A 21,770-nucleotide genomic window follows, 5' to 3' on the forward strand; every position below is an offset into this window, starting at 1 on the left:
CCTTTCAAATTCCATCAAACTTATTATATTAAAGCCTTTTTTCAGGCAATCTTAGTAAAAAGACCATTAATTCGCAATAAAAAAACAGGCAAGGACGTACACTTGCCTGTTTCGGAAGTTTTCATTATTACTGTTGTTCTGATTTGATACCGTATTTTTTATTGAAACGGTCAACACGTCCGCCAGCTTCAGCGAATTTTTGACGACCAGTGTAGAATGGATGACATTCTGAACAAGTCTCAACTTTAATTTCTTCTTTGATTGAACCAGTTTCAAATGTATTCCCGCAAGAGCAAATTACTTTTGCAAGTTTATAATTTGGATGGATTCCAGTTTTCATTCTTTTCATCTCCTTCTGCCCTGAATCATTCTGAAACAGAGTTATAACTTCAATGCGAAGATAAGTAACCCTCACATAATTTGTAAAAACACATGCACTTATTATAACAACTGTAGTCGAGATATGCAACTACTTGTTACATTTTACTAAGAGTAACGGATAACGGAACTTCGACTAACGTCAACGTTAGTACATCCACACGGGACAGAAAGCCATTATGGAGAAGCTAGACCACTTGATCTGATCATCGTTATTCGATATAAAACTCTTCTTATCGTTTAAGAACGCTTGGATGCAGCCAAGCCTTTTTTCATTTCTTCTTCCAACTTACTGAAAAATTCTTCATTGTTCTTTGTTTGTTTTAAACGGCGCAAGAATTTCTCAACGAAATCAGGTGAGTCAGACATTGTTTTGCGGATTGCCCATAGCTTATCAAGGCGGTCTTTCGGAATTAACAACTCTTCCTTCCGCGTTCCAGAACGTCTGATATCAATTGCTGGGAAGATTCTTCTCTCAGCTAGCGTTCGATCCAGATGAAGCTCCATATTTCCCGTACCTTTAAATTCTTCATAAATGACATCATCCATACGTGAACCAGTATCAACAAGCGCTGTTGCAAGAATGGTTAAACTTCCACCTTCTTCAATATTACGCGCTGCACCAAAGAATCGTTTTGGTCGATGGAAAGCTGCTGGGTCAATCCCACCTGAAAGGGTACGACCACTTGGTGGAATCACAAGATTGTACGCTCGGGCAAGACGAGTAATACTATCCATCAGGATAATAACATCACGTTTATGTTCCACAAGTCGCATTGCGCGTTCAAGAACTAATTCTGCCACTTTAATATGGTTTTCAGGTACTTCATCAAACGTTGAGCTGACTACATCCCCAGCAACCGACCGTTCAATATCCGTTACCTCTTCAGGACGCTCATCAATTAAAAGCACGATTAATTCTGCTTCGGGGTGATTCGTTGTGATTGAATTAGCAATTTCTTTAATCAGCATCGTTTTACCCGCTTTTGGTGGCGCAACAATCAAACCACGTTGTCCAAACCCAACTGGAGCAAGCACATCCATAATTCGAGTGGACAAATATTTAGGAACCGTTTCCAGCTTAATTTGACGATCAGGGTATAGCGGGGTCAAACCAGGGAAATGCACACGTTCCTTTGCTGATTCTGGATTATCACCATTGACAGCTTCAACATGAAGCAAGCCATAATAACGTTCGTTCTCTTTAGGAGGTCGTACTTTACCAGATACTTTATCACCATTTCTCAGGTCAAATCGGCGAATCTGTGAAGCTGAAATATAAATATCCTCTGAGCTTGGAGAATAGTTAATCGGGCGCAGGAAGCCGAATCCCTCAGATGGGATGATTTCAAGTACACCTTCCATGAATAATAATCCATCTTGCTCAGCTTGTGCTTTTAATATCGCAAAGATTAGTTCTTTTTTTGAAAGCTTGCTGTAATACGATACCTTGTATTCGCGAGCATGTTCGTACAAATCTTTTAATTTCATGTTTTCTAAATTCGAAATAGTTAAATTCATTTTGGCACCACACTTTATATAATTAACGGTTACATTCATATCATACAAAGATTATATGAATGGGAAATAAATGGCAATAGGGAGAGTATCCTTTTTGCTAGAAGATAATGATTGACATCCTTACTTGTAAAGAAGAATAAAATAGAAGGCTCATAAATTTGGAGTAATAAATAGATAGTTGATTGAATGTAAAATGTTTATAAAAACAACCTTTATTGTACTTTCTTTATTTTAATTAATCAACTTAATTTTTTTGCAGAGAAAGCGAGCAGTGAAAACCGCCCGCCTTTATTGAAGAATTTCTGAAATCCACGAGGTAGAATAGGTTAACGCATGACCAGGTTTGGTTTCTTTTTTAGGCTATGGCGCCCTTCGACAAAGCGGACTGTGCCAGATTTTGCTCGCATGACAACAGAATGAGTTTCGCCATAATTCCCTTTAAATTGGACACCTTTTAATAATTCTCCATCCGTGACGCCTGTTGCAGCAAATATTGCATCGTCACCACGAACAAGGTCTTCCATTCTTAACACAGCATTGACATCAATACCCATCCTCATACAGCGTTCAGCTTCTTCGTCATTTTGCGGAAGCAGTTTCCCTTGGATTTCTCCCCCAAGGCATTTTAAGGCAACAGCTGAAATGACGCCTTCAGGTGCTCCACCGCTACCAAATAAAATATCAACACCAGTATGATCAAATGCTGTATTAATTGCTCCAGCCACATCACCATCATTAATTAACTTAATTCGCGCTCCAGCATTACGTAATTCTTGAATAATCCTTCCGTGTCGCTCGCGATTTAACACCGTGGCTACAACATCTTGGATATCCTTATTCTTTGCTTTTGCGACAGCTTTTAAGTTGTCGAGAATCGAGGCATCGATATCAATTAACCCTACCGCTTCAGGACCAACAGCAATCTTTTCCATATACATATCAGGGGCATGTAGTAAATTACCATGATCTGCAACAGCTAAGACCGCAAGAGCGTTCCAACCGCCAGATGCGACAATGTTCGTCCCCTCTAAAGGATCTACCGCCACATCTACACGAGGTCCATAGCCTGTCCCAAGCTTTTCACCTATGTATAGCATTGGAGCCTCATCCATCTCTCCTTCACCGATGACGACCGTCCCTTTCATGGGAACCGTATCAAATACATCTCGCATAGCGGTTGTGGCTGCATCATCCGCTTCCATTTTCAACCCTCTACCCATCCAGCGTGCTGATTCCAATGCCGCTCCTTCTGTCACACGAACAAGTTCCATTGATAAGCTTCTTTCCATCGCGATCCCCCCTTAGTGTTACAAAACATATTCTTTTATTTAAATTAGTATAACACATTTAAACAAGTATCGTAACACATTGAACACTAGGGATATTGTTAATTTTTAAACTGTTCAATTTCTTCCACAGTCATTTCTTCACGCCAAATCGTTGCCCCAAGCCCTGATAACTTTTCAACAAGATGGCTATAGCCTCTGTCGATATGTTCAAGGCCTGTTACTTCCGTGATTCCTTCAGCCATAAGCCCCGCAATAACCAGAGCCGCTCCAGCACGCAAATCACTTGCCTTTACTTTCGCTCCTTGGAGTTGAGCAGGCCCATTAATAATGGCTGCACGTCCCTCAACTTTAATGGCTGCATTCATCCTACGGAGTTCATCGATATGCTTGAATCGTGCTCCATAAATCGTGTCTGTAACCATACTTGAGCCGGTTGTTTTCGTTAATAATGATGTGAAAGGTTGTTGAAGGTCTGTAGGAAAACCTGGGTAGACAAGCGTTTTGATATCTACGGACTTTAATTGAGATCCAGGAGAGACGAAGATTTGATCATCTCCTGTTTCTATATTCACACCCATTTCCCTTAGTTTGGCAATCAAAGATTCTACATGTTGGGCAATGACATTATCAATAATGATGCCTTGTCCAACCGCTGCAGCCATAATCATAAATGTACCAGCTTCGATTCTATCAGGAATAATTGTGTGTCTGCATCCGTTTAATTTTTCAACACCATCAATTCGGATAACATCTGTGCCAGCTCCTTTAATTCTCGCGCCCATATTTGTCAATAATGTCGCCACATCAATGATTTCTGGTTCTTTAGCTGCGTTTTCAATGACCGTGCGGCCTTTCGCAAGTACCGCCGCAAGCATAATATTAATAGTTGCTCCCACACTTACAACGTCTAGATAAATTTTTGCGCCTCTAAGTTCATCTGCTCTTAAATAAATTGCGCCTTGCTCATTCGTAACCTGGGCACCGAGCGCTTCAAATCCCTTAATATGTTGGTCTATCGGACGAGGGCCTAGATGACACCCACCAGGCAAACCAATAACAGCTTTCTTAAACTTCCCAAGCATGGCTCCCATTAAATAATAAGAAGCACGTAATTTCTTCACTCTCCCATTTGGCAATGGCATTGAAATCATTTTTGATGGATCTACAGTCATCTCTCCATCCCGAAAATCAATCTCGCCACCTATCTCCTCAAGGAGCGCTTTCAACATTTGAACATCCGATATATCTGGTAATCCTTCAATTGTAACGGTAGAATCTGCTAATATTGTTGCAGGAATGAGGGCAACGGCACTATTTTTAGCCCCACTTACTCGAATACTCCCTTGTAACGGGTACCCACCTGCAATCTTAAGTTTTTCCATAATAAACTCCCTTCTACGCTAGCACTGGAGAAAATTTCACCCAAAAGGAATAATGGGATATTTTACCATTACACACATATACTTTTCTTAGTTTTCACTTTACTAGTTTGCACAAAAATTCAAAAGTCATGTATACAAATTTTAAAAAATTTTTTAGTTAAAAAGTATGGAAGATTTAGTCTGGATCGGAATGCACAGCATCATAGAAAGCGTTTACACACTTATCTTACATTCCAATATTTGAAATAGCTCCATTCCTTTTTCTATTAAAGAACGGTTCTTAACCTATCTTCTATATTGGGCGTTTTTGAAATAACCCTCCTAATGTGTAATTTCATTGTTTCCTCTAGTTTATATGATTGTGAAAAAAATTCCAACTGTTTAATGGAAAAGGGGCGGTTCTTCGCAAAAACAGCTCTCCACCGCCTCCTTCATAAGATGATTTATTTTTTAGTACCTGAACCTTTTTCATCGCTAGATTAGGAGCAGAAACTTATGCATGTTTTGCACATACATACGAGAGGATAGCTATTAAAAATGCGTTTTAACGAAGAATCTACGTTTGGGATCAAAAGAAATCCCTTTTGTCTTTTAAAAAATAGACATTGTTAAACAATATTGTGATTAATACAAGTTTGGTTCATTCACGCGGAATTTCCATTTCATGGAGATAGAGCTATAATAAGCCTAAAAATAAAACAAGGGTTTCTCTTCCATTTCACATAGTATGCAAAATAGAAGAGAAACCCTTGTTCACTTTAAATTAAAGCTTACGCTTGTCCAGCAGAACCGAATTCGCGGATTTTGCCAATAACTACTTCTTTAATCGCTTCACGACCAGGTACGATGTATTTACGTGGATCATATGCTTTTGCATCGTTGTTCAATACTTCACGAACAGCTTTTGTGAAAGCAAGTTGGTTTTCCGTATTTACATTAATTTTAGAAGTTCCTAAAGAAATCGCTTGTTGGATATCTTTTGTTGGGATTCCAGTTCCACCATGAAGAACTAACGGAACTTGTGTTAAGTCACGAACTTCTCCCATTTCTTTGAATCCTAGGTTTGGTTCACCTGAGTATTCTCCATGTACAGAACCTAAAGCTGGAGCAAAGCAGTCAACACCTGTTTGTTTAACTAGATCTTCACATTCTTTAGGGTCAGCATAAATAACACCATCTGCAATCACGTCATCCTCTTGTCCGCCAACTGTTCCAACTTCAGCTTCAACAGAAACGTCTTTTGAATGAGCATATTCAACAACTTTCTTCGTTGTTTCAATATTTTCTTCGATTGGGTGATGTGAAGCGTCAATCATTACAGATGTAAAGCCAGCATCAATGGCTTCTTTACATTTATCAAAACTTGAACCATGGTCTAAATGGATTGCAACTGGAACTGTAATCTTCATATCTTCTAATAGGCCTTGAACCATCATAACAACTGTTTTAAATCCGCCCATATGACGAGCTGCACCTTCTGATACTCCAAGAATTACAGGTGACTTTTCTTGTTGGGCAGCACTTAAAATAGCTTGAGTCCATTCCAAATTATTAATGTTAAACTGACCAACTGCATATTTACCTTCAAGAGCTTTATTAAGCATTTCTTTCATTGATACTAAAGGCATAATCATTTCCTCCTACAGTAAATGTTCTTCTACTTACAAATACACTTTAGAGATTTCCACAAACCTTATAACTTATTCAAGGATGTGAATGGCTCCTTATCCCTCTAAGCATATCAAGTCAAACAAAAAACAGCAACAATTTCTACATTCGTAAGAATATTCAGTTTTATTACAAAAAATAAAACGACTTTACAAGAAGTACAATCATCTTGAAAAGAGAAAGAATTACGAAAATTAGTCTACTCACCATACAAAAATACTATATATTAAATCGTCGCTATTTTATAGTTTTCACACAAAATCTCGTTGAATTTGCCATTTAAATAGTTCCAGCATTAAGATGGCCGCGTCCTTTTTTCCTTCAAAAAGGGCAGGCGTGCATCTGTGAGAAAATAGAAAAGTTTAATTTAGCTTTTATTCATTTATCAATTCAAAGTCAATTAGTTGGATTGAATAAGTATATGTTCACGCACTGCTTTACGAATGTCGTCTATATCAAATGGCTTTGCAAAATGAGTAAGTGCTCCTAAGTCCTTCGCTTCTTGAATCATATCAAGTTCCCCATAAGCAGTCATAATGATGACACGGATGTCAGCATCTATTTGCTTCATACGCTTTAGTATTTCAATTCCATCCATACCAGGAATTTTCATATCCAAAAGAACCAAGTCTGGTGAATGATTCGTAACGATATCAAGTGCTTGCACACCATTTGCGGCCTGAAATGTATCATACCCTTCCTTATGTAACACCTCATTTAATAATATTCTGATACCGAATTGATCATCGACAATAAGAACTTTCCCTGCCATACTCTCACTTCTTTCTGAATAAAATTATTATATCTATTTGACTAACCATCAGTAAGGTATTACAAAAGCACAAAATTTAAAATCGCTTTTGTTTGAAGAACCCCATTAGTAGACATTTCCTTTTATTTGTTATTGCCGTTTCGAATACTTATCCGTTTTAGTATTTACAAGCTCTACCTTTTTACTATTCAAAGTATTGTATTATAGTCAATTGATGTTAGATATGGTTCCTTCTTTACAATTGTAAACTATTCACTCAAATTAAAATACTATATTTTTAAAAAAATGGGAAATTCAAAGAAACTTTAAAGTATTCGATACTGCTTTAGTCGATGAAAAAACGTAATTAACTTAGTGGCTTCCTTTCAAATCAAAATACTTTCCCTTATAATTAAATGCATTCAGTTTGTGAGTATAGTGATTGAAAGGAGTTTTATCCATGTTAAAAATGTTCTCCACCCAGTTAACTGGATTATATAAAAAGATGCTTGATGAAGAAAGCTTCAATTTCGAAGATGGTGCAAGACTTCTTGCTCAAGCGGCTATTAGTGATGGTACGATTTATCTCAAAGGTTTCCAAGAGATGGGAGGCATTCTTTCAGAAGCTTTTTACGGCGCAGAACCTTTCTCAAGTGCTAGACCCTTTGATGAAAGTGTTTCGTTAACTGTGGCCGATCGCGTTATCTTGTTTACGAGATACTCCACCGATGAATCTGCCATACAGCTTGCAAAAAAACTGCGAGACCAACAGATCCCTTTTGTAACAATCGCCACTTCCTTAGATGCTGATGGAGAATCCATCGAGCACTATTCTGATGTACACATTAATTTACGGTTGCAAAGAGGGTTAATTCCAGACGACTCAGGAAACCGCATCGGCTTTCCGCATTTAACGATCGCTTTGTTTGCCTATTATGGAATTAAATCTACACTTGAAGAAATTCTTTTGGAGTATAGCGAAGAATAAAGTGAAACTTCCATATTAAATTAAGTAAAACGAGGGTATCCCAAAAGGTCCGTCCACGCACACATAGTTCAGAGATTCTTCTGTATATGGCGGTTGCTGACTCTTTCATTATGGGAAACCCTCGTTTTTTTTACATTATTTATTATGCTTTCAAAGACATTTCCACAAAATCACGGAATAGTGGTTGTGGACGATTTGGACGAGAAATGAATTCTGGATGGAATTGAGAAGCTACAAACCATGGATGATCTTTCAATTCAATAATTTCAACAAGGCGACCATCTGGGCTCGTTCCGGAGAAGACAAATCCTGCTTCTTCCATAGCTTGACGATAATGGTTATTGAATTCATAACGATGACGGTGACGTTCATAAACCACTTGTTGTCCGTAAGCATCGTAGGCTTTTGTACCTTCTATTAGTTTACATGGATACAGTCCTAGACGTAATGTTCCACCTAAATCTTCCACGTCTTTTTGTTCTGGAAGAAGATCGATGATAGGATGCTGTGTATCCTGATTAATTTCCGCTGAGTGTGCTCCTTCTAGACCAAGCACATTACGAGCAAATTCAACGGAAGCTAGCTGCATACCTAAGCAAATACCAAGGAAAGGTTTTTTCTGTTTACGAGCAAATTCGGTAGCTGCAATTTTCCCTTCAATACCACGATCACCGAATCCACCAGGTACAAGAATCCCATCAGCTTTACCCAATAGTTCTTCGACATTTTCTCTCGTAACATGTTCAGCATTAACCCAATCAATTTCAACATCTGCATCATGCGCATAGCCTGCATGCTTCAATGCTTCAACAACCGAAAGATATGCATCTTGAAGTTCAACGTATTTCCCAACAAGAGCAATCTTTGTAGTTTTTGAAAGGGACGTAACTTTTTTAACAAGCTCTTTCCATTCTGTCATATCAGCTTCTTTGCAATCCAACTTCAAGTGGTCACAAACGATTTGGTCCATATTCTGCGCTTGAAGTGCTAAAGGAATGGAATAAAGGGTATCCGCATCTTGACATTCAATGACTGCTTTTTTATCAATATCACAGAATAAAGCAATCTTATCTTTCATGTCTTGAGAAATTGGCATTTCCGTACGACATACGATGAGGTTTGGCTGAATACCAAGGCTTCGCAACTCTTTTACGCTATGCTGAGTCGGTTTTGTCTTTAATTCTCCCGCTGCTTTAATAAATGGAACAAGGGTACAATGAATATACATCACATTATCACGACCGATGTCACTTTTGATTTGGCGAATAGCTTCAAGGAATGGAAGCGATTCGATATCGCCCACAGTTCCGCCGATTTCTGTTATGACAACATCTGCATTTGATTCATTTCCTGCTAAAAATGCACGTTCTTTGATTTCATTCGTAATATGAGGAATAACTTGTACCGTTCCACCCTGATAATCGCCTCGACGCTCTTTTCTAATAACAGTCGAATAGACTTTACCTGTTGTCACATTACTATGTTTTCCAACATTTATATCAATAAAACGCTCATAATGACCTAAGTCAAGATCGGCCTCAGCACCATCATCGGTTACATACACTTCACCGTGTTGATACGGGCTCATTGTTCCTGGATCCACATTGATATACGGATCAAATTTTTGAATGGTTACACTTAGTCCTCTGTTTTTCAATAATCGTCCTAATGATGCTGCCGTAATCCCTTTACCTAGCGAAGAAACGACACCGCCTGTTACGAAAATATACTTTGTCATGTTGTATCCTCCTTCAACTTCTCTTACATAATTGTCGCCTATGCTAATTTTTCTTACATCCTAAGTCCATTCTTTCAGATTCCCCTTTAATTGCAGGACCATTTATACGAATCCATAAAAAATAAAAAAATGATGTTTATTTGAATGATTCATTCAGCAATCCATCATTTTACGTAGCTTTGTTTTCAACAGATAGAAAGTTTATGTTTTTTTAAAACCTACCATTCTGTCTAACGCAAGCAGCCTCAGAGATTGAAACAGTGCTTCCGCTTTCTAATAAAAAACAAAACGCTCCGCTTACAGATGTAAGGGAGCGATATATTTATTATCCTGTCCTTTTTTAAGGAGCCCAAAAATGACTCTACAAATTCCGCTAGAAAAAGTCAAGGAAATCCCTATTCTTTTTCTACTTCTTCATCAAGGTCTTCTTCCTCATCTAATTCAAGTTCATCTTCGTCTATTAATTCTTCATCAAGGTCTTCTTCCTCGTCTTCGACTAAATCATCGTCAACATCCTCATCAAGCGGATCATCAAGAAGATCATCTTCGTCCTCATCAAGATCTTCTACATCTTCTTCAAAACCTAAATCATCCTCATCCAGCTCTTCAAAATCATCCTCGATGACTGAAGCTTTCTTGGCCTTTTTCTTTTTCGGCTTAACAACATGGACAACCTCATCTTCGATTTGATCAACCGGATACCACGTTTTCAATCCCCAGCGATTTTCACCTAAACAAGTAAAGCGTCCATTAACATTTAAATCCGTATAAAATTGCGGGATTATACTTTTAATTTGTTCTTTCGTTAATCCTTTCAAAGCAGCCAATTCTTTTACTAAATCATCAAATAACAGAGGGGCATTTTTTTCTACAAGCAATTCATAAGCCACTTCAAGCAATGACATTTCTAATAATTCTTCTTTTGAGTATGATTTTAAACTCAAGTTCGGCACTTCCTTTCTCTATATCAAACACTCTGTAAGTGTCCTTTCATATAAAACAAATATGGCGTTAAAACGCCACCATTTACTATGAAGGATAAATCCTATTACACGTTACACTCATCTAATCACAATGGTGGCGGTGCGGAGCCGGACTTCGGGGGACTTTCTTAATAAAATAAGTATACCCGCAAAGCAGATTGACTATATAGTAAGTCACGAAGCCCCGCTCCCATGTCCTTTAAACAAAACTAACAAAAGATATTCATACATCATTCTGTATCGTCTATTGCTCTTCCTGCTAAACATACTATCCATTATAAACAATACCAGGAGGTTTATGCTAGTTAATCTTAGATTCTATGCTTATGACAGATCTTTTGAAAAAGCAAGAGAACCTTATAAGAGGATGTTCAAAAAGTCCGGTAAAAAGTAGCTGTCGAATTGCATCAAAGCTCTGTCTCTCTATACCTGTACGTATTACCGCATACGTGCAGGTATAGAGAGATGCGCTCCTCGAACTTCTCGGCTCTTTTTATCCTCCTTTTTGAACACGCATTATAATAGGGATCCTTACCTTTTTAGCGATCAATCATTACCACTTTAGCATATTTCCCTAAAAAAATTCCATCACGAATACAGACATAAATGGAATTTCCCTTGCATTTTTATTTACATATTTCTTCTATATTGGCCACCCACCTCATACAAGGCACGGGTGATTTGTCCGAGGCTTGCATATTTCACACATTCCATCAGCTCGACAAAAATGTTTTCTCCATTCATGGCCGATTTTTTTAAACGTTGTAACGATTCTTCAGATTGACCGATGTTACGTTTTTGGAAGATACGAAGGTTCTCGATTTGACCTTCTTTCTCTTCACTAGTAGCTCGTGCTAGTTCCATCGTATCAAGTTCTTCTGCGCTTTGCGGATTAGGGTTCAAATACGTATTAACTCCAATGATCGGCAGTTCTCCTGAATGTTTCTTCATTTCATAATACATCGATTCATCTTGAATCTTTCCGCGTTGATATTGAGTTTCCATGGCACCGAGAACCCCACCCCGATCATCTATTCGGTCGAATTCCAAAAGGACGGCCTCTTCAACTAAATTGGTAAGCTCTTCAATTATATACGAACCTTGAAGAGGGTTTTCATTTTTGGAAAGCCCAAGTTCCTTCGTAATAATCATTTGAATCGCCATAGCCCGGCGAACTGATTCCTCAGTAGGTGTCGTAATCGCTTCATCGTAAGCATTTGTGTGCAAAGAATTACAATTATCCTGGAGAGCCATCAGTGCTTGTAAGCTCGTGCGAATATCGTTAAAATCAATTTCCTGTGCATGTAGCGAGCGACCAGATGTTTGGACATGATATTTCAATTTCTGACTTCGTTCATTTGCCCCATACTTATCACGCATAACCGTTGCCCAAATTCTTCTCGCTACCCTACCGATTACCGTATATTCCGGATCCAACCCATTCGAGAAGAAAAATGATAAGTTCGGAGCGAAATCATCGATCCTCATGCCTCTGCTTAAATAATATTCTACATACGTAAAGCCATTCGCCAGTGTAAAGGCTAATTGCGAAATGGGATTAGCGCCAGCTTCTGCGATATGGTAACCGGAAATGGAGACAGAATAATAATTCCTCACTTTCTGATGAATAAAGTATTCCTGGATATCTCCCATCATTCTTAGGGCAAACTCCGTCGAGAAGATACATGTGTTTTGACCTTGATCTTCTTTGAGAATATCAGCTTGAACCGTTCCACGTACTGTTTGGAGTGTATACGATTTAATTTGTTCCATTTCCTCTTGCGTTACTGTTCTTTTTAGTTCGATTTCTTTCATGACAACTTGTTGTTCAATGGCTGTGTTTAAATACATCGCTAAAATAATCGGCGCTGGACCATTGATGGTCATTGATACCGATGTGGAGGGGTGGCATAAATCAAAGCCTTGATAGAGCTTTTTCATATCATCTAACGTACAAATGCTAACTCCACTTTCCCCTACTTTTCCGTAAATATCTGGTCGATGATCAGGGTCTTCACCATATAGAGTAACGGAATCAAAGGCTGTGCTAAGTCTCTTGGCATCATCATCTTTAGATAAATAGTGAAAGCGTCGGTTCGTTCGATCAGGTGAGCCTTCACCCGCAAATTGACGTTTTGGATCCTCTCCCTGTCGTTTGAATGGGAAAACTCCGGCAGTATAAGGAAATCTCCCAGGAATATTCTCCAAATAAACCCAACGAATAATTTCTCCATAGTCAACAAACTTAGGCAGAGATACTTTCGGAATCGATAAGCCTGATAAACTTCTTTGGCGTAGTTCAGTGACAATTTCTTTATCCCGTATTTTTGTAGTCAGCTTATCTCCAGAATATTTTTCTTTTAAACCATCCCATTCAGTAAGGATTTTTTTGGATTCTTCCGTTAATTTTTCTTCTGTTTCGATACGCAATTCTTCAAGAGCTTCCCAAACAGTTTGACCTGTGTCTTGCTGTTTGACTGCGTCAATGGCTCCTTCGAGCTGAAATAAACGACGGGCTACTTTCGCCTGTTCTTCCGTGCGATGGTGATAATTCCGGACTGTATCTGTAATTTCACGTAAATAGTAACGGCGATTATTGGGAATAATCATGTTTAGTTTCTTCACGTCAGCTTGCTTTGAAAAGCTAGTCGTCCATAAAGTTCCTGTCTTTTCATTTACCTTATCTATTAATACAGCAAATAGGGCATTTGTTCCCACGTCATTAAATTGAGAAGCAATGGTCCCAAAAACGGGCATCTCTTCTGCGTCACGGTCAAAAAGCATCCTGCTTCGTTGATATTGCTTTTGCACCTGATTTTTGGCATCTTCTGAACCTTTCCGTTCAAATTTATTGATAACAACCAAATCTGCATAATCAATCATATCAATTTTTTCCAATTGAGAAGGTGCTCCAAATTCACTTGTCATTACATATAAAGAAACGTCACAAACTTCAGCGACTTGAGCATCACCTTGCCCAATTCCACTCGTTTCCACGATGACTAGGTCAAAACCAGCCGCCTTGACTACCGAAATCGCATCACGGATAGCTAATGAAAGCTCTGTCTTGGAATGGCGTGTTGCAAGGCTTCGCATATACACGCGATTAGAGAATATGGCATTCATTCGTATACGATCACCAAGTAAGGCGCCACCTGTTTTCTGTTTGGTTGGGTCAATGGACAGTACAGCCACTCTCTTTTCCGGAATTTCGTTAAGGAACCGACGAATTAATTCATCGGTTAAGGAGCTTTTTCCCGCTCCTCCTGTTCCTGTCATTCCAATAACCGGTGTCAATTTATTAGATGTCTTAATTTGTTCAAGGAGGCGCTCCGCTGTTGCCGCTGTTTCAGCATCCATCGCCATCTTGTTCTCAGCAAGTGTAATGTACTTTGCAACAGCAACCGGATTCCCCGTTAGTAATTCGTCAAATTGATCTGGCGGAGACGCTTGAATGGTCGAGAAATCACATTCTTTAAGTAGTTTATTAATCATTCCTTGAAGCCCTTGGTTTCTTCCGTCTTCAGGGGAAAAAATATGACAAATCCCATAATCATGAAGTTCTTTGATTTCTCGGGGAATAATGACTCCGCCACCACCACCATAAATTCGAATATGCGGCGCTCCCTTTTCCTTCAACAAATCATACATATATTTAAAGTACTCTAAATGGCCACCCTGATAGGATGTAACAGCAATCCCCTGAACATCCTCCTGTATCGCCGCATTTACTACTTCCTCAACTGAACGATTATGGCCGAGATGAATCACCTCAGTACCGCTTGATTGCATGATTCTTCTCATAATATTAATCGTTGCATCATGTCCATCAAACAAACTCGAAGCTGTCACAAAACGAATCGGATGTTTCGCTTTGTAAATCTCAATTGTACCCATTTGCTTCCCCCTCACCGCAATAGGTTATCATGTTTTTACATTCACTACTGATGGAAGCTTTCTAGTTTATTTGGTTAACATTCTTGATATCACGAGTTTTTGAATTTCTTGAGTGCCTTCATAAATCTGGGTAATTTTCGCATCTCGCATATAGCGTTCAACTGGATAGTCTTTCGTGTAGCCATAACCACCAAATACTTGTACTGCTTCCGTTGTCACTTTCATTGCCGTGTCTCCAGCAAATAATTTTGACATAGCTGATTCTTTTCCATACGGAAACCCTTCCGATTCAAGCCAAGCAGCTTGGTACGTAAGGAGACGGGCAGCCTCCACACTGGTGGCCATTTCCGCAAGCTTAAAGCTAACTCCTTGTTGAGCTGCAATTGGTTTTCCGAACTGGACGCGCCCTTTTGCATATTCAACGGCTGCATCGAGCGCACCTTGAGCAATACCGACAGCTTGGGCCGCTATGCCATTTCGACCACCATCTAGCGTCATCATGGCAATTTTAAACCCTTCCCCTTCTTTTCCTAGCAAGTTTTCTTTTGGAACCTGACAATCTTCAAAAATAATTTCAGTAGTTGGCGATGAACGAATCCCTAATTTCCTCTCTTTTTTCCCTATGCTAAATCCAGGAAAATCCTTTTCTATAATGAATGCACTCGTACCTTTTTGTTTGGACGTAGGATCGGTTAAAGCAAAGACAATATACGTATCCGCAATCCCGCCATTTGTGATAAAGATTTTGGAACCATTTAACACATAATGATCATCTTCTAATCGAGCCTGTGTGCTCATTCCTCCAGCATCTGAACCAGCACCAGGTTCTGTCAGACCGTATGCACCAATTTTCTGTCCTTCTGCCATCGGACGAAGATATTTCTGTTTCTGTTCTTCAGTACCAAACGAATAGATCGGCCATCCTGCAAGAGATGTATGGGCGGATAGTGTAACACCTGTTGAAGCACATACTCTTGAAAGTTCTTCAACCGCGATACAATAGGCCAAATAGTCGCTACCGATTCCACCGTATTCTTCGGGCCACGGAATGCCAGTTAAACCCAATTCAGCCATTTTATCAAACAGCGTCCGATCAAATCTTTCTTCTTCATCACGTTCTGCGGCAGTTGGTTCTACTTCTTTTTTTGCAAAATCACGGACCATTTTTCTGATCATGTCGTGTTCATCCGTTAATTTAAACTGCATGCCTTTATCCCCCTACAAATGTTTGTGAATCACGATTTTTTGAATTTCACTCGTACCTTCGTAAATTTCTGTCACTTTTGCATCGCGAAAATAGCGCTCAACGGGGTATTCCTTCGTATAGCCGTATCCACCAAACACTTGAATGGCTTCTGTCGTCACATCCACTGCTGTTTTTGAAGCAAATAGCTTAGCCATCGATGCTTCTTTGCCACAAGATAAACGATGCGAACGAAGATAAGCTGCTTGGTAGACTAATAGTTTGGCTGCTTCAATTGCTGTCCCCATTTCGGCAAGCTTGAAACCAACTCCTTGTTGTGCTGCAATTGATTTTCCAAATTGAACACGTTCCTTCGCGTACGCTACAGCATGACCAAAAGCACCTTCTGCAATGCCTAGTGCTTGTGCGGCAATACCAATTCGCCCTACCTCTAAATTGGCCAAGGCAATTTTGAATCCGTCTCCTTCTTTGCCTAATAGGTTTTTTACCGGTACCTTCATATCCTCAAATGTAAGCTGTACGGTTCGTGAACCCATCAGACCCATTTTATGTTCATCTTTGCCAATGATTAGACCTGGTGTGTCTTTATCGACAATGAAAGCAGATATTCCTTTGCTTCTCTCTTGAGGGTTAGTGGAAGCAAACACAATATACACATCCGCTTCTCCGCCATTTGTGATAAATGCTTTTGAACCGTTCAATCTATAAAAATCTCCATCTCTTATTGCCCTTGATTTCAAGTTAGCAGCATCGGAGCCAGCACTAGGTTCTGACAAACAAAATGCGCCTAAATATTTTCCAGTTGCAAGCTTCGGAACATATTTTTGCTTTTGCTCCTCGTTCCCGAAATAGACGATTGGATTTGTTCCGACTGATGTATGAACAGATAAAACGACGCCCAAGGCGGGGCTTACTTTGGAAATTTCATGAATGGCAATAATATAAGAAATAAAATCCATTTCAGCTCCGCCATATTGTTCAGGTATCGGAATCCCCATTAATCCAAGCTCCCCCATTTTTTGAAGCACTTGTCTGGGAAATTCACCGTTCTCCATCCGCTCTACAAAGGGAGCAACCTCTGTCGCCGTAAAATCTCGAACCATTTTCCGCATCATTTCTTGCTCTTCATTAAAGTGGAAAATCATCTGTACTCCCCCTAGCTGTCACTAAATACTTGTTAGCTATATTCATAAAAGCCACGTCCTGACTTTTTACCAAGCCATCCTGCTTTTACATACTTACGAAGTAGCGGGCATGGGCGGTATTTGTCGTCACCAAAGCCATCGTGGAGCGTTTCCATGATATATAAACATGTATCTAAACCGATAAAGTCAGCGAGCGTCAATGGCCCCATTGGATGGTTCATGCCTAACTTCATGACATCATCAATCGCTTCCTTCGAGGCCACACCTTCATATAATGTATAAATAGCTTCATTGATCATTGGCATCAAAATTCGATTGGATACGAATCCAGGAAAATCATTCACCTCAACCGGCACCTTTTTTAGCGATAAAGCCATTTCTTCAATCGTTCTATATACTTCATCATCTGTCGCCAGACCGCGGATGATTTCAACAAGTTTCATGACGGGAACTGGGTTCATAAAATGCATGCCAATTACCTTTTCAGGACGTTTAGTCGCAGCTGCAAGTTCAGTAATGGGGAGTGAGGACGTGTTGCTAGCGAGAATCACATGAAGAGGTGTAATCTGATCAAGCACAGTAAATAATGATGCTTTAATTGCCATATTCTCTACTGCCGCTTCAATGACTAAATCAACTGAAGCCGCGTTTTGTATATCAATAGAGGAGGTTAGCCTTTTAAGCGTATCTGTTTTTTCCTGCTCGGTAAGCTTTTCTTTATTCACTTGTTTAGTCAAATTCTTCGTAATAGTCGTAAGTCCACGATCCACGAAATCCTGGTTTAGATCATGTAGGATCACTTCATACCCACTCATCGCACATACTTGAGCAATTCCTGAACCCATTTGTCCGGCTCCAATGACCATTACCTTGTTAATATCCACAGCTACTCCTCCTCATCTCGATTGAAAACTCTATTATGCTTGACTTGGCACTTCTATTAAAATGGCATCTCCTTGACCGCCACCGCTGCAGATTGCGGCAATTCCTAGACCACCGCCGCGTCGTTTCAGTTCATGCATAAGTGTAATGATGATGCGTGCACCGCTTGCCCCTATAGGATGACCAAGCGCTACCGCTCCACCATTCACATTCACTTTTTCTTGATCAACATTGGCAATTTCCTTACTAGCAAGCGCTACGGCTGCAAATGCTTCGTTAATTTCAAATAAAGCAATTTCATCAAGTGATTTCCCGGTCTTTTTCAATAATTCATTAATTACGAAACCTGGGGTTTTTGGAAAATCCTTCGCTTCTACTGCTACTTCTGCATGACCAAGAATATAAGCAAATGGAGCAATGCCTTCTTTCTCTGCCCGCTCTTCACTCATTAATACAAGTGCTCCTGCTCCATCATTTACTCTGGGAGCGTTTCCTGCTGTAATCGTTCCTTCATTGTTAAAAGCAGGTCTGAGCGTTGCTAGTTTCTCCATGGTTGTATCTTTTCTTGGCGCCTCATCGTTCGCAACCGTTAACGGCTCACCTTTTCTGTTAAGTACTTGAACCGGTATAATTTCTTTTGCAAGTGTCCCATTGGCAATCGCCGCTATTGCTTTTTGGTGACTTTGAAATGCCCAATGATCCTGATCTTCCCGTGATAATCCCAGCTCTTTGGCTGTGCTGTTTCCGTATGTGCCCATATGTACACCTGTAAAGCTGCAGCTTAAACCATCATGAATCAGTACATCTTCCAATTCTGAATCACCCATTCGCAATCCCCATCTTGCATTTGGCAAAATGTATGGCGCTTTACTCATAGACTCCATCCCACCCGCTACAATGACCTCTTCATCTCCAAGCCTTATAATTTGATCAGCAAGTGTCACACTGCGTAGTCCAGACGCACAAACTTTATTAATCGTTTCTGTTTTCACTTCCCAAGGTAATCCTGCATGGCGTGCTGCCTGCCGAGAAGGAATTTGTCCCTGCCCTGCTTGAAGTACATTTCCCATAATCACTTCATCAACTTGGCTACCATTAATCCCAGCTCGGTTAAGCGCCTCTTTAATCGCGACTCCACCAAGCTCTGAAGCTGTTAAACTACTAAGACCTCCGCCAAATTTACCAAAAGGTGTACGAGCACCACTCACAATCACTGTTTTTGCCATTTTAAATTCCTCCCAATCCCTTTAATTAGATTTTTTCATAACTAATTGAATGCTCGCTCATAAGAAAAGTGCAAGCACCTTGTTCGTTCTTTTTGTGTAAGCGCTTTATTATCTGATTTATTTAAACTCGATAAAAATATTGAATAAAACTTCTTTACATATATCAGTTTCGATAAAGTGAGACTTCAATTGGGGGTACTTTCCCCCCACCCTTTTATTTCTTGATTATCTAAACCAAAATTGATGTAGGTGGTTACCTTAAACTAAGATAAAAAATTACGCGCGCTCAATAAGTTTGCAGCTCTAAGCAGTAGATAACACTGCTTTATAAAGGTTTATATTATGAAACTACCATTTGCTGATTCCCTATGACTGATCGTTCCAGTAATTCCGCTACATCATAGGTTTTTACATCCTCTTCTACTTCTTTCGCCTTCGTTCCATCTGAAAGCATCGTTAAGCAGTATGGACAGCCTGAGCTGATCACGGATGGTTTTACAGCGAGCGCTTGCTCTGTTCGGGCGATATTGATCCGGTGTCCGGTTTCTTCTTCCATCCACATCAAGCCGCCGCCTGCTCCACAACACATCCCGTTTTCTCGACTCCTTTCAATTTCAACAAGGGTAACGCCAGGGATTGATTTTAAAATCTCCCGCGGTGGGTCATACACTGCATTGTAGCGGCCTAAATAACAAGAATCGTGGAAAGTTACCTTCTCATGAACCGGGTGCTTCGGCACAAGTTTCCCTTCTTTTACAAGCTTGGCAAGCAGTTCTGTATGATGATACACTTCTGCGTCCAATCCGAAATCAGGATATTCATTTTTGAAAATATTATAGGCGTGTGGGTCAATTGTGATGATTTTCCTCACATTATGTTTCTCAAACTCTTCAATGTTTTTCGTTGCAAGCTCTTGAAAAACAAATTCATTTCCTAAACGGCGTGGCGTATCCCCTGAATTCTTCTCTTTGTTGCCAAGAATCGCAAATTTCACACCAGCTTCATTCAGTAACTTGGCAAAGGATAAGGCGATTTTTTGGCTGCGGTTATCATAAGACCCCATGGAACCGACCCAGAATAAGTATTCGAATTCTTCGTCTGCTTTCTTCAATTCCTTTACAGTTGGAATGTAGACATCAGCGCGTTGCTCTCTCCAGTCTTCTCTTTCTTTCCTGTTTAAGCCCCAAGGATTTCCTTGGCGTTCAATGTTTGTCATAGCACGTTTCGCGTCTGGATCCACTTTTCCTTCTGTTAAGACAAGATAACGCCTCATATCAATAATTTTATCGACATGCTCGTTTAATACTGGACATTGGTCTTCACAGTTCCGACAAGTTGTACAAGCCCAAAGCTCTTCTTCCGTAATTACTTCGCCAATCAAGCTCTTACTGTATGTTTCAGCAGTTGCTGCTGTTTCTTGTGCTCCCGCTGTTCTTGATGCAATCGCAATCTGATTTCCTTCTGTTTGCCCAAAAACAAATGTCGGCACCCATGGCTGCTTGCCTGTAATCGCAGCTCCAGTATTGGTTAAGTGATCACGCATTTTCACGATAAGATCCATTGGCGAAAGCATTTTTCCTGTTCCAGATGCTGGGCACATATTCGTACAACGGCCACATTCCACACAAGCATATAAATCAGTAAGTTGGTACTGCGTAAAATCTTCAATCTTCCGAGCTCCGTAATAGACCTCTGCTTCACCTTCCTCTGATTCTTCTTCAAAATTAATGGATGCAAGCTTCCCAGGGTTCGTTAAGCGCATAAAGAAAACATTCACAGGTCCTGCAATTAAATGTGCATGTTTAGATTGTGGGATATAAACAAGGAAGGTCAATATAATTAGCAAATGTAGCCACCATGCCATGTAAAAGCCTACCGTTGCGGCTTGTGGTCCTATCCAACTGAATAGGAATGCAACTGCTGAAGCGACTGGCTCTGACCAAGTAGCTTCATGCTCGTTCCAGACCATCGCCATTCCATTACCTATTAACACAGTAGCCATAATGCCGCCAATAAAAAGGATGACGAGCATTGCCTTGAAGTCACGTTTTAGGCGTACAAGTTTCTCGATATAACGGCGGTAAAATGCCCAAATGATCGCGACAAGTACGGTTAATGTGACCATTTCCTGAAAGAATGTAAAGGCAGGATAGACTGGGCCAAAAGGTAAATGCCAACCCGGTTTCAAACCTTTGATAATAAAGTCGATTGCGCCAAATTGCACTAAAATAAACCCATAAAAAAGCATGACATGAATCGTACCGCTTTTTTTATCCTTCAATAATTTCTTCTGTTTAAATACATATACCCAAATATTCAATAGCCGCTCTTTAACACGGTTATCGAATTCTACTTTTCCCCCAAGCTTCACATAAGCTGTTCTCGTTCTAAGTAAATAAGCAAAAAGGCTCACCGAGTAAATGATTACAATTACTGTCGCGACTAAGTTTAACCAGAGTAAACCATTCATTTCCACAGATATAACCCCCTTCTGGTGAATTGCCGATTTTAATATGTAGAATACATCTGCCCATATTTTGTAATAGATTACCTCCATTATATAATGAATGACCATTCAGTCAATGATTTTAATTTATAAATTATGAATTTTCCGATTATTATAATCACCTTCCCTATTTATGAAAAATTCTATTCATTTCATTAGGCTTATTCAATGAGTATAAATGGAAATTATGCGTAAACTAATGAGACGAGACT

At 39.7% G+C, this 21,770-nt stretch carries 15 protein-coding genes; 1 reads left to right on the forward strand and 14 read right to left on the reverse strand.

The genetic code is table 11. The features are described 5' to 3' along the window. Nucleotides 1–127: 127 nt before the first annotated feature. The 6 genes from rpmE to JNUCC23_RS21385 all read right to left on the reverse strand — a co-directional run bounded on the left by rpmE (nt 128) and on the right by JNUCC23_RS21385 (nt 7,010). The gene (gene rpmE / locus JNUCC23_RS21360) at nt 128–340 is read right to left on the reverse strand and encodes a 50S ribosomal protein L31 (protein ID WP_062185380.1); all 213 of its coding nucleotides are present in this window, start codon (nt 338–340) and stop codon (nt 128–130) included. Between the two features lie 278 nt (nt 341–618). Beyond that, entirely contained in the window at nt 619–1,899 is a 1,281-nt protein-coding gene (gene rho, locus JNUCC23_RS21365) for a transcription termination factor Rho (RefSeq protein WP_403076023.1), read from the reverse strand. Between the two features lie 326 nt (nt 1,900–2,225). Further along, on the reverse strand, nt 2,226–3,188 hold the full coding sequence (gene glpX / locus JNUCC23_RS21370; RefSeq protein ID WP_454213497.1) for a class II fructose-bisphosphatase: 963 nt from the start codon (nt 3,186–3,188) through the stop codon (nt 2,226–2,228). Nucleotides 3,189–3,286: 98 nt separating this feature from the next. Then, a complete protein-coding gene (locus JNUCC23_RS21375; protein WP_062185370.1) occupies nt 3,287–4,570 on the reverse strand; it encodes a UDP-N-acetylglucosamine 1-carboxyvinyltransferase in 1,284 nt (427 codons plus the stop codon). Between the two features lie 770 nt (nt 4,571–5,340). Further along, nucleotides 5,341–6,198, reverse strand: coding sequence for a class II fructose-bisphosphate aldolase (locus JNUCC23_RS21380; RefSeq protein ID WP_062185367.1), 858 nt, complete (start codon nt 6,196–6,198; stop codon nt 5,341–5,343). 440 nt (nt 6,199–6,638) lie between these two features. Continuing rightward, a complete protein-coding gene (locus JNUCC23_RS21385; RefSeq protein WP_062185363.1) occupies nt 6,639–7,010 on the reverse strand; it encodes a response regulator in 372 nt (123 codons plus the stop codon). Nucleotides 7,011–7,449: 439 nt separating this feature from the next. Here JNUCC23_RS21385 and JNUCC23_RS21390 point away from each other — a divergent pair, with 439 nt between their 5' ends. Continuing rightward, nucleotides 7,450–7,977, forward strand: a complete 528-nt coding sequence (locus JNUCC23_RS21390) for a DUF2529 domain-containing protein (RefSeq protein WP_454213500.1) — start codon at nt 7,450–7,452, stop codon at nt 7,975–7,977. A 142-nt stretch (nt 7,978–8,119) separates the two neighbouring features. Here the strand turns inward: JNUCC23_RS21390 and JNUCC23_RS21395 are convergent, their stop codons facing one another. From JNUCC23_RS21395 to JNUCC23_RS21430, 8 genes are all read right to left on the reverse strand, one after another. Next, a complete protein-coding gene (locus tag JNUCC23_RS21395; RefSeq protein ID WP_454213502.1) occupies nt 8,120–9,715 on the reverse strand; it encodes a CTP synthase in 1,596 nt (531 codons plus the stop codon). 395 nt (nt 9,716–10,110) lie between these two features. Further along, nucleotides 10,111–10,668 (reverse strand): DNA-directed RNA polymerase subunit delta, encoded by a 558-nt coding sequence (gene rpoE, locus JNUCC23_RS21400; RefSeq protein ID WP_454213504.1) that lies wholly within the window; start codon nt 10,666–10,668, stop codon nt 10,111–10,113. A gap of 660 nt (nt 10,669–11,328) precedes the next feature. After that, nucleotides 11,329–14,595 (reverse strand): fused isobutyryl-CoA mutase/GTPase IcmF, encoded by a 3,267-nt coding sequence (icmF, locus tag JNUCC23_RS21405; protein WP_454213506.1) that lies wholly within the window; start codon nt 14,593–14,595, stop codon nt 11,329–11,331. A gap of 66 nt (nt 14,596–14,661) precedes the next feature. Continuing rightward, nucleotides 14,662–15,801 carry an acyl-CoA dehydrogenase gene (locus JNUCC23_RS21410; RefSeq protein ID WP_062185349.1) on the reverse strand — a complete coding sequence of 380 codons (1,140 nt, stop codon included), beginning with the start codon at nt 15,799–15,801 and terminating at the stop codon, nt 14,662–14,664. Nucleotides 15,802–15,813: 12 nt separating this feature from the next. Further along, complete coding sequence (locus JNUCC23_RS21415; RefSeq protein WP_403076050.1) at nt 15,814–16,944, reverse strand: acyl-CoA dehydrogenase; 1,131 nt, start codon at nt 16,942–16,944, stop codon at nt 15,814–15,816. A gap of 32 nt (nt 16,945–16,976) precedes the next feature. Continuing rightward, a complete protein-coding gene (locus JNUCC23_RS21420) occupies nt 16,977–17,828 on the reverse strand; it encodes a 3-hydroxybutyryl-CoA dehydrogenase (RefSeq protein ID WP_403076052.1) in 852 nt (283 codons plus the stop codon). 33 nt (nt 17,829–17,861) lie between these two features. Next, entirely contained in the window at nt 17,862–19,052 is a 1,191-nt protein-coding gene (locus JNUCC23_RS21425; RefSeq protein ID WP_062185333.1) for an acetyl-CoA C-acetyltransferase, read from the reverse strand. A 340-nt stretch (nt 19,053–19,392) separates the two neighbouring features. After that, nucleotides 19,393–21,522 carry a heterodisulfide reductase-related iron-sulfur binding cluster gene (locus JNUCC23_RS21430; RefSeq protein ID WP_403076232.1) on the reverse strand — a complete coding sequence of 710 codons (2,130 nt, stop codon included), beginning with the start codon at nt 21,520–21,522 and terminating at the stop codon, nt 19,393–19,395. Nucleotides 21,523–21,770: the final 248 nt, after the last annotated feature.

The organism is Peribacillus sp. JNUCC 23, from assembly GCF_053653995.1.

What these genes read in the sequence shown, in the direction of transcription:
- rpmE (WP_062185380.1), bottom strand. Translation starts at nt 340, where the DNA reads ATGAAAACTGGAATCCATCCAAATTATAAACTTGCAAAAGTAATTTGC.
- rho (WP_403076023.1), bottom strand. Translation starts at nt 1,899, where the DNA reads ATGAATTTAACTATTTCGAATTTAGAAAACATGAAATTAAAAGATTTG.
- glpX (WP_454213497.1), bottom strand. Translation starts at nt 3,188, where the DNA reads ATGGAAAGAAGCTTATCAATGGAACTTGTTCGTGTGACAGAAGGAGCG.
- JNUCC23_RS21375 (WP_062185370.1), bottom strand. Translation starts at nt 4,570, where the DNA reads ATGGAAAAACTTAAGATTGCAGGTGGGTACCCGTTACAAGGGAGTATT.
- JNUCC23_RS21380 (WP_062185367.1), bottom strand. Translation starts at nt 6,198, where the DNA reads ATGCCTTTAGTATCAATGAAAGAAATGCTTAATAAAGCTCTTGAAGGT.
- JNUCC23_RS21385 (WP_062185363.1), bottom strand. Translation starts at nt 7,010, where the DNA reads ATGGCAGGGAAAGTTCTTATTGTCGATGATCAATTCGGTATCAGAATA.
- JNUCC23_RS21390 (WP_454213500.1), top strand. Translation starts at nt 7,450, where the DNA reads ATGTTAAAAATGTTCTCCACCCAGTTAACTGGATTATATAAAAAGATG.
- JNUCC23_RS21395 (WP_454213502.1), bottom strand. Translation starts at nt 9,715, where the DNA reads ATGACAAAGTATATTTTCGTAACAGGCGGTGTCGTTTCTTCGCTAGGT.
- icmF (WP_454213506.1), bottom strand. Translation starts at nt 14,595, where the DNA reads ATGGGTACAATTGAGATTTACAAAGCGAAACATCCGATTCGTTTTGTG.
- JNUCC23_RS21410 (WP_062185349.1), bottom strand. Translation starts at nt 15,801, where the DNA reads ATGCAGTTTAAATTAACGGATGAACACGACATGATCAGAAAAATGGTC.
- JNUCC23_RS21415 (WP_403076050.1), bottom strand. Translation starts at nt 16,944, where the DNA reads ATGATTTTCCACTTTAATGAAGAGCAAGAAATGATGCGGAAAATGGTT.
- JNUCC23_RS21425 (WP_062185333.1), bottom strand. Translation starts at nt 19,052, where the DNA reads ATGGCAAAAACAGTGATTGTGAGTGGTGCTCGTACACCTTTTGGTAAA.
- JNUCC23_RS21430 (WP_403076232.1), bottom strand. Translation starts at nt 21,522, where the DNA reads ATGAATGGTTTACTCTGGTTAAACTTAGTCGCGACAGTAATTGTAATC.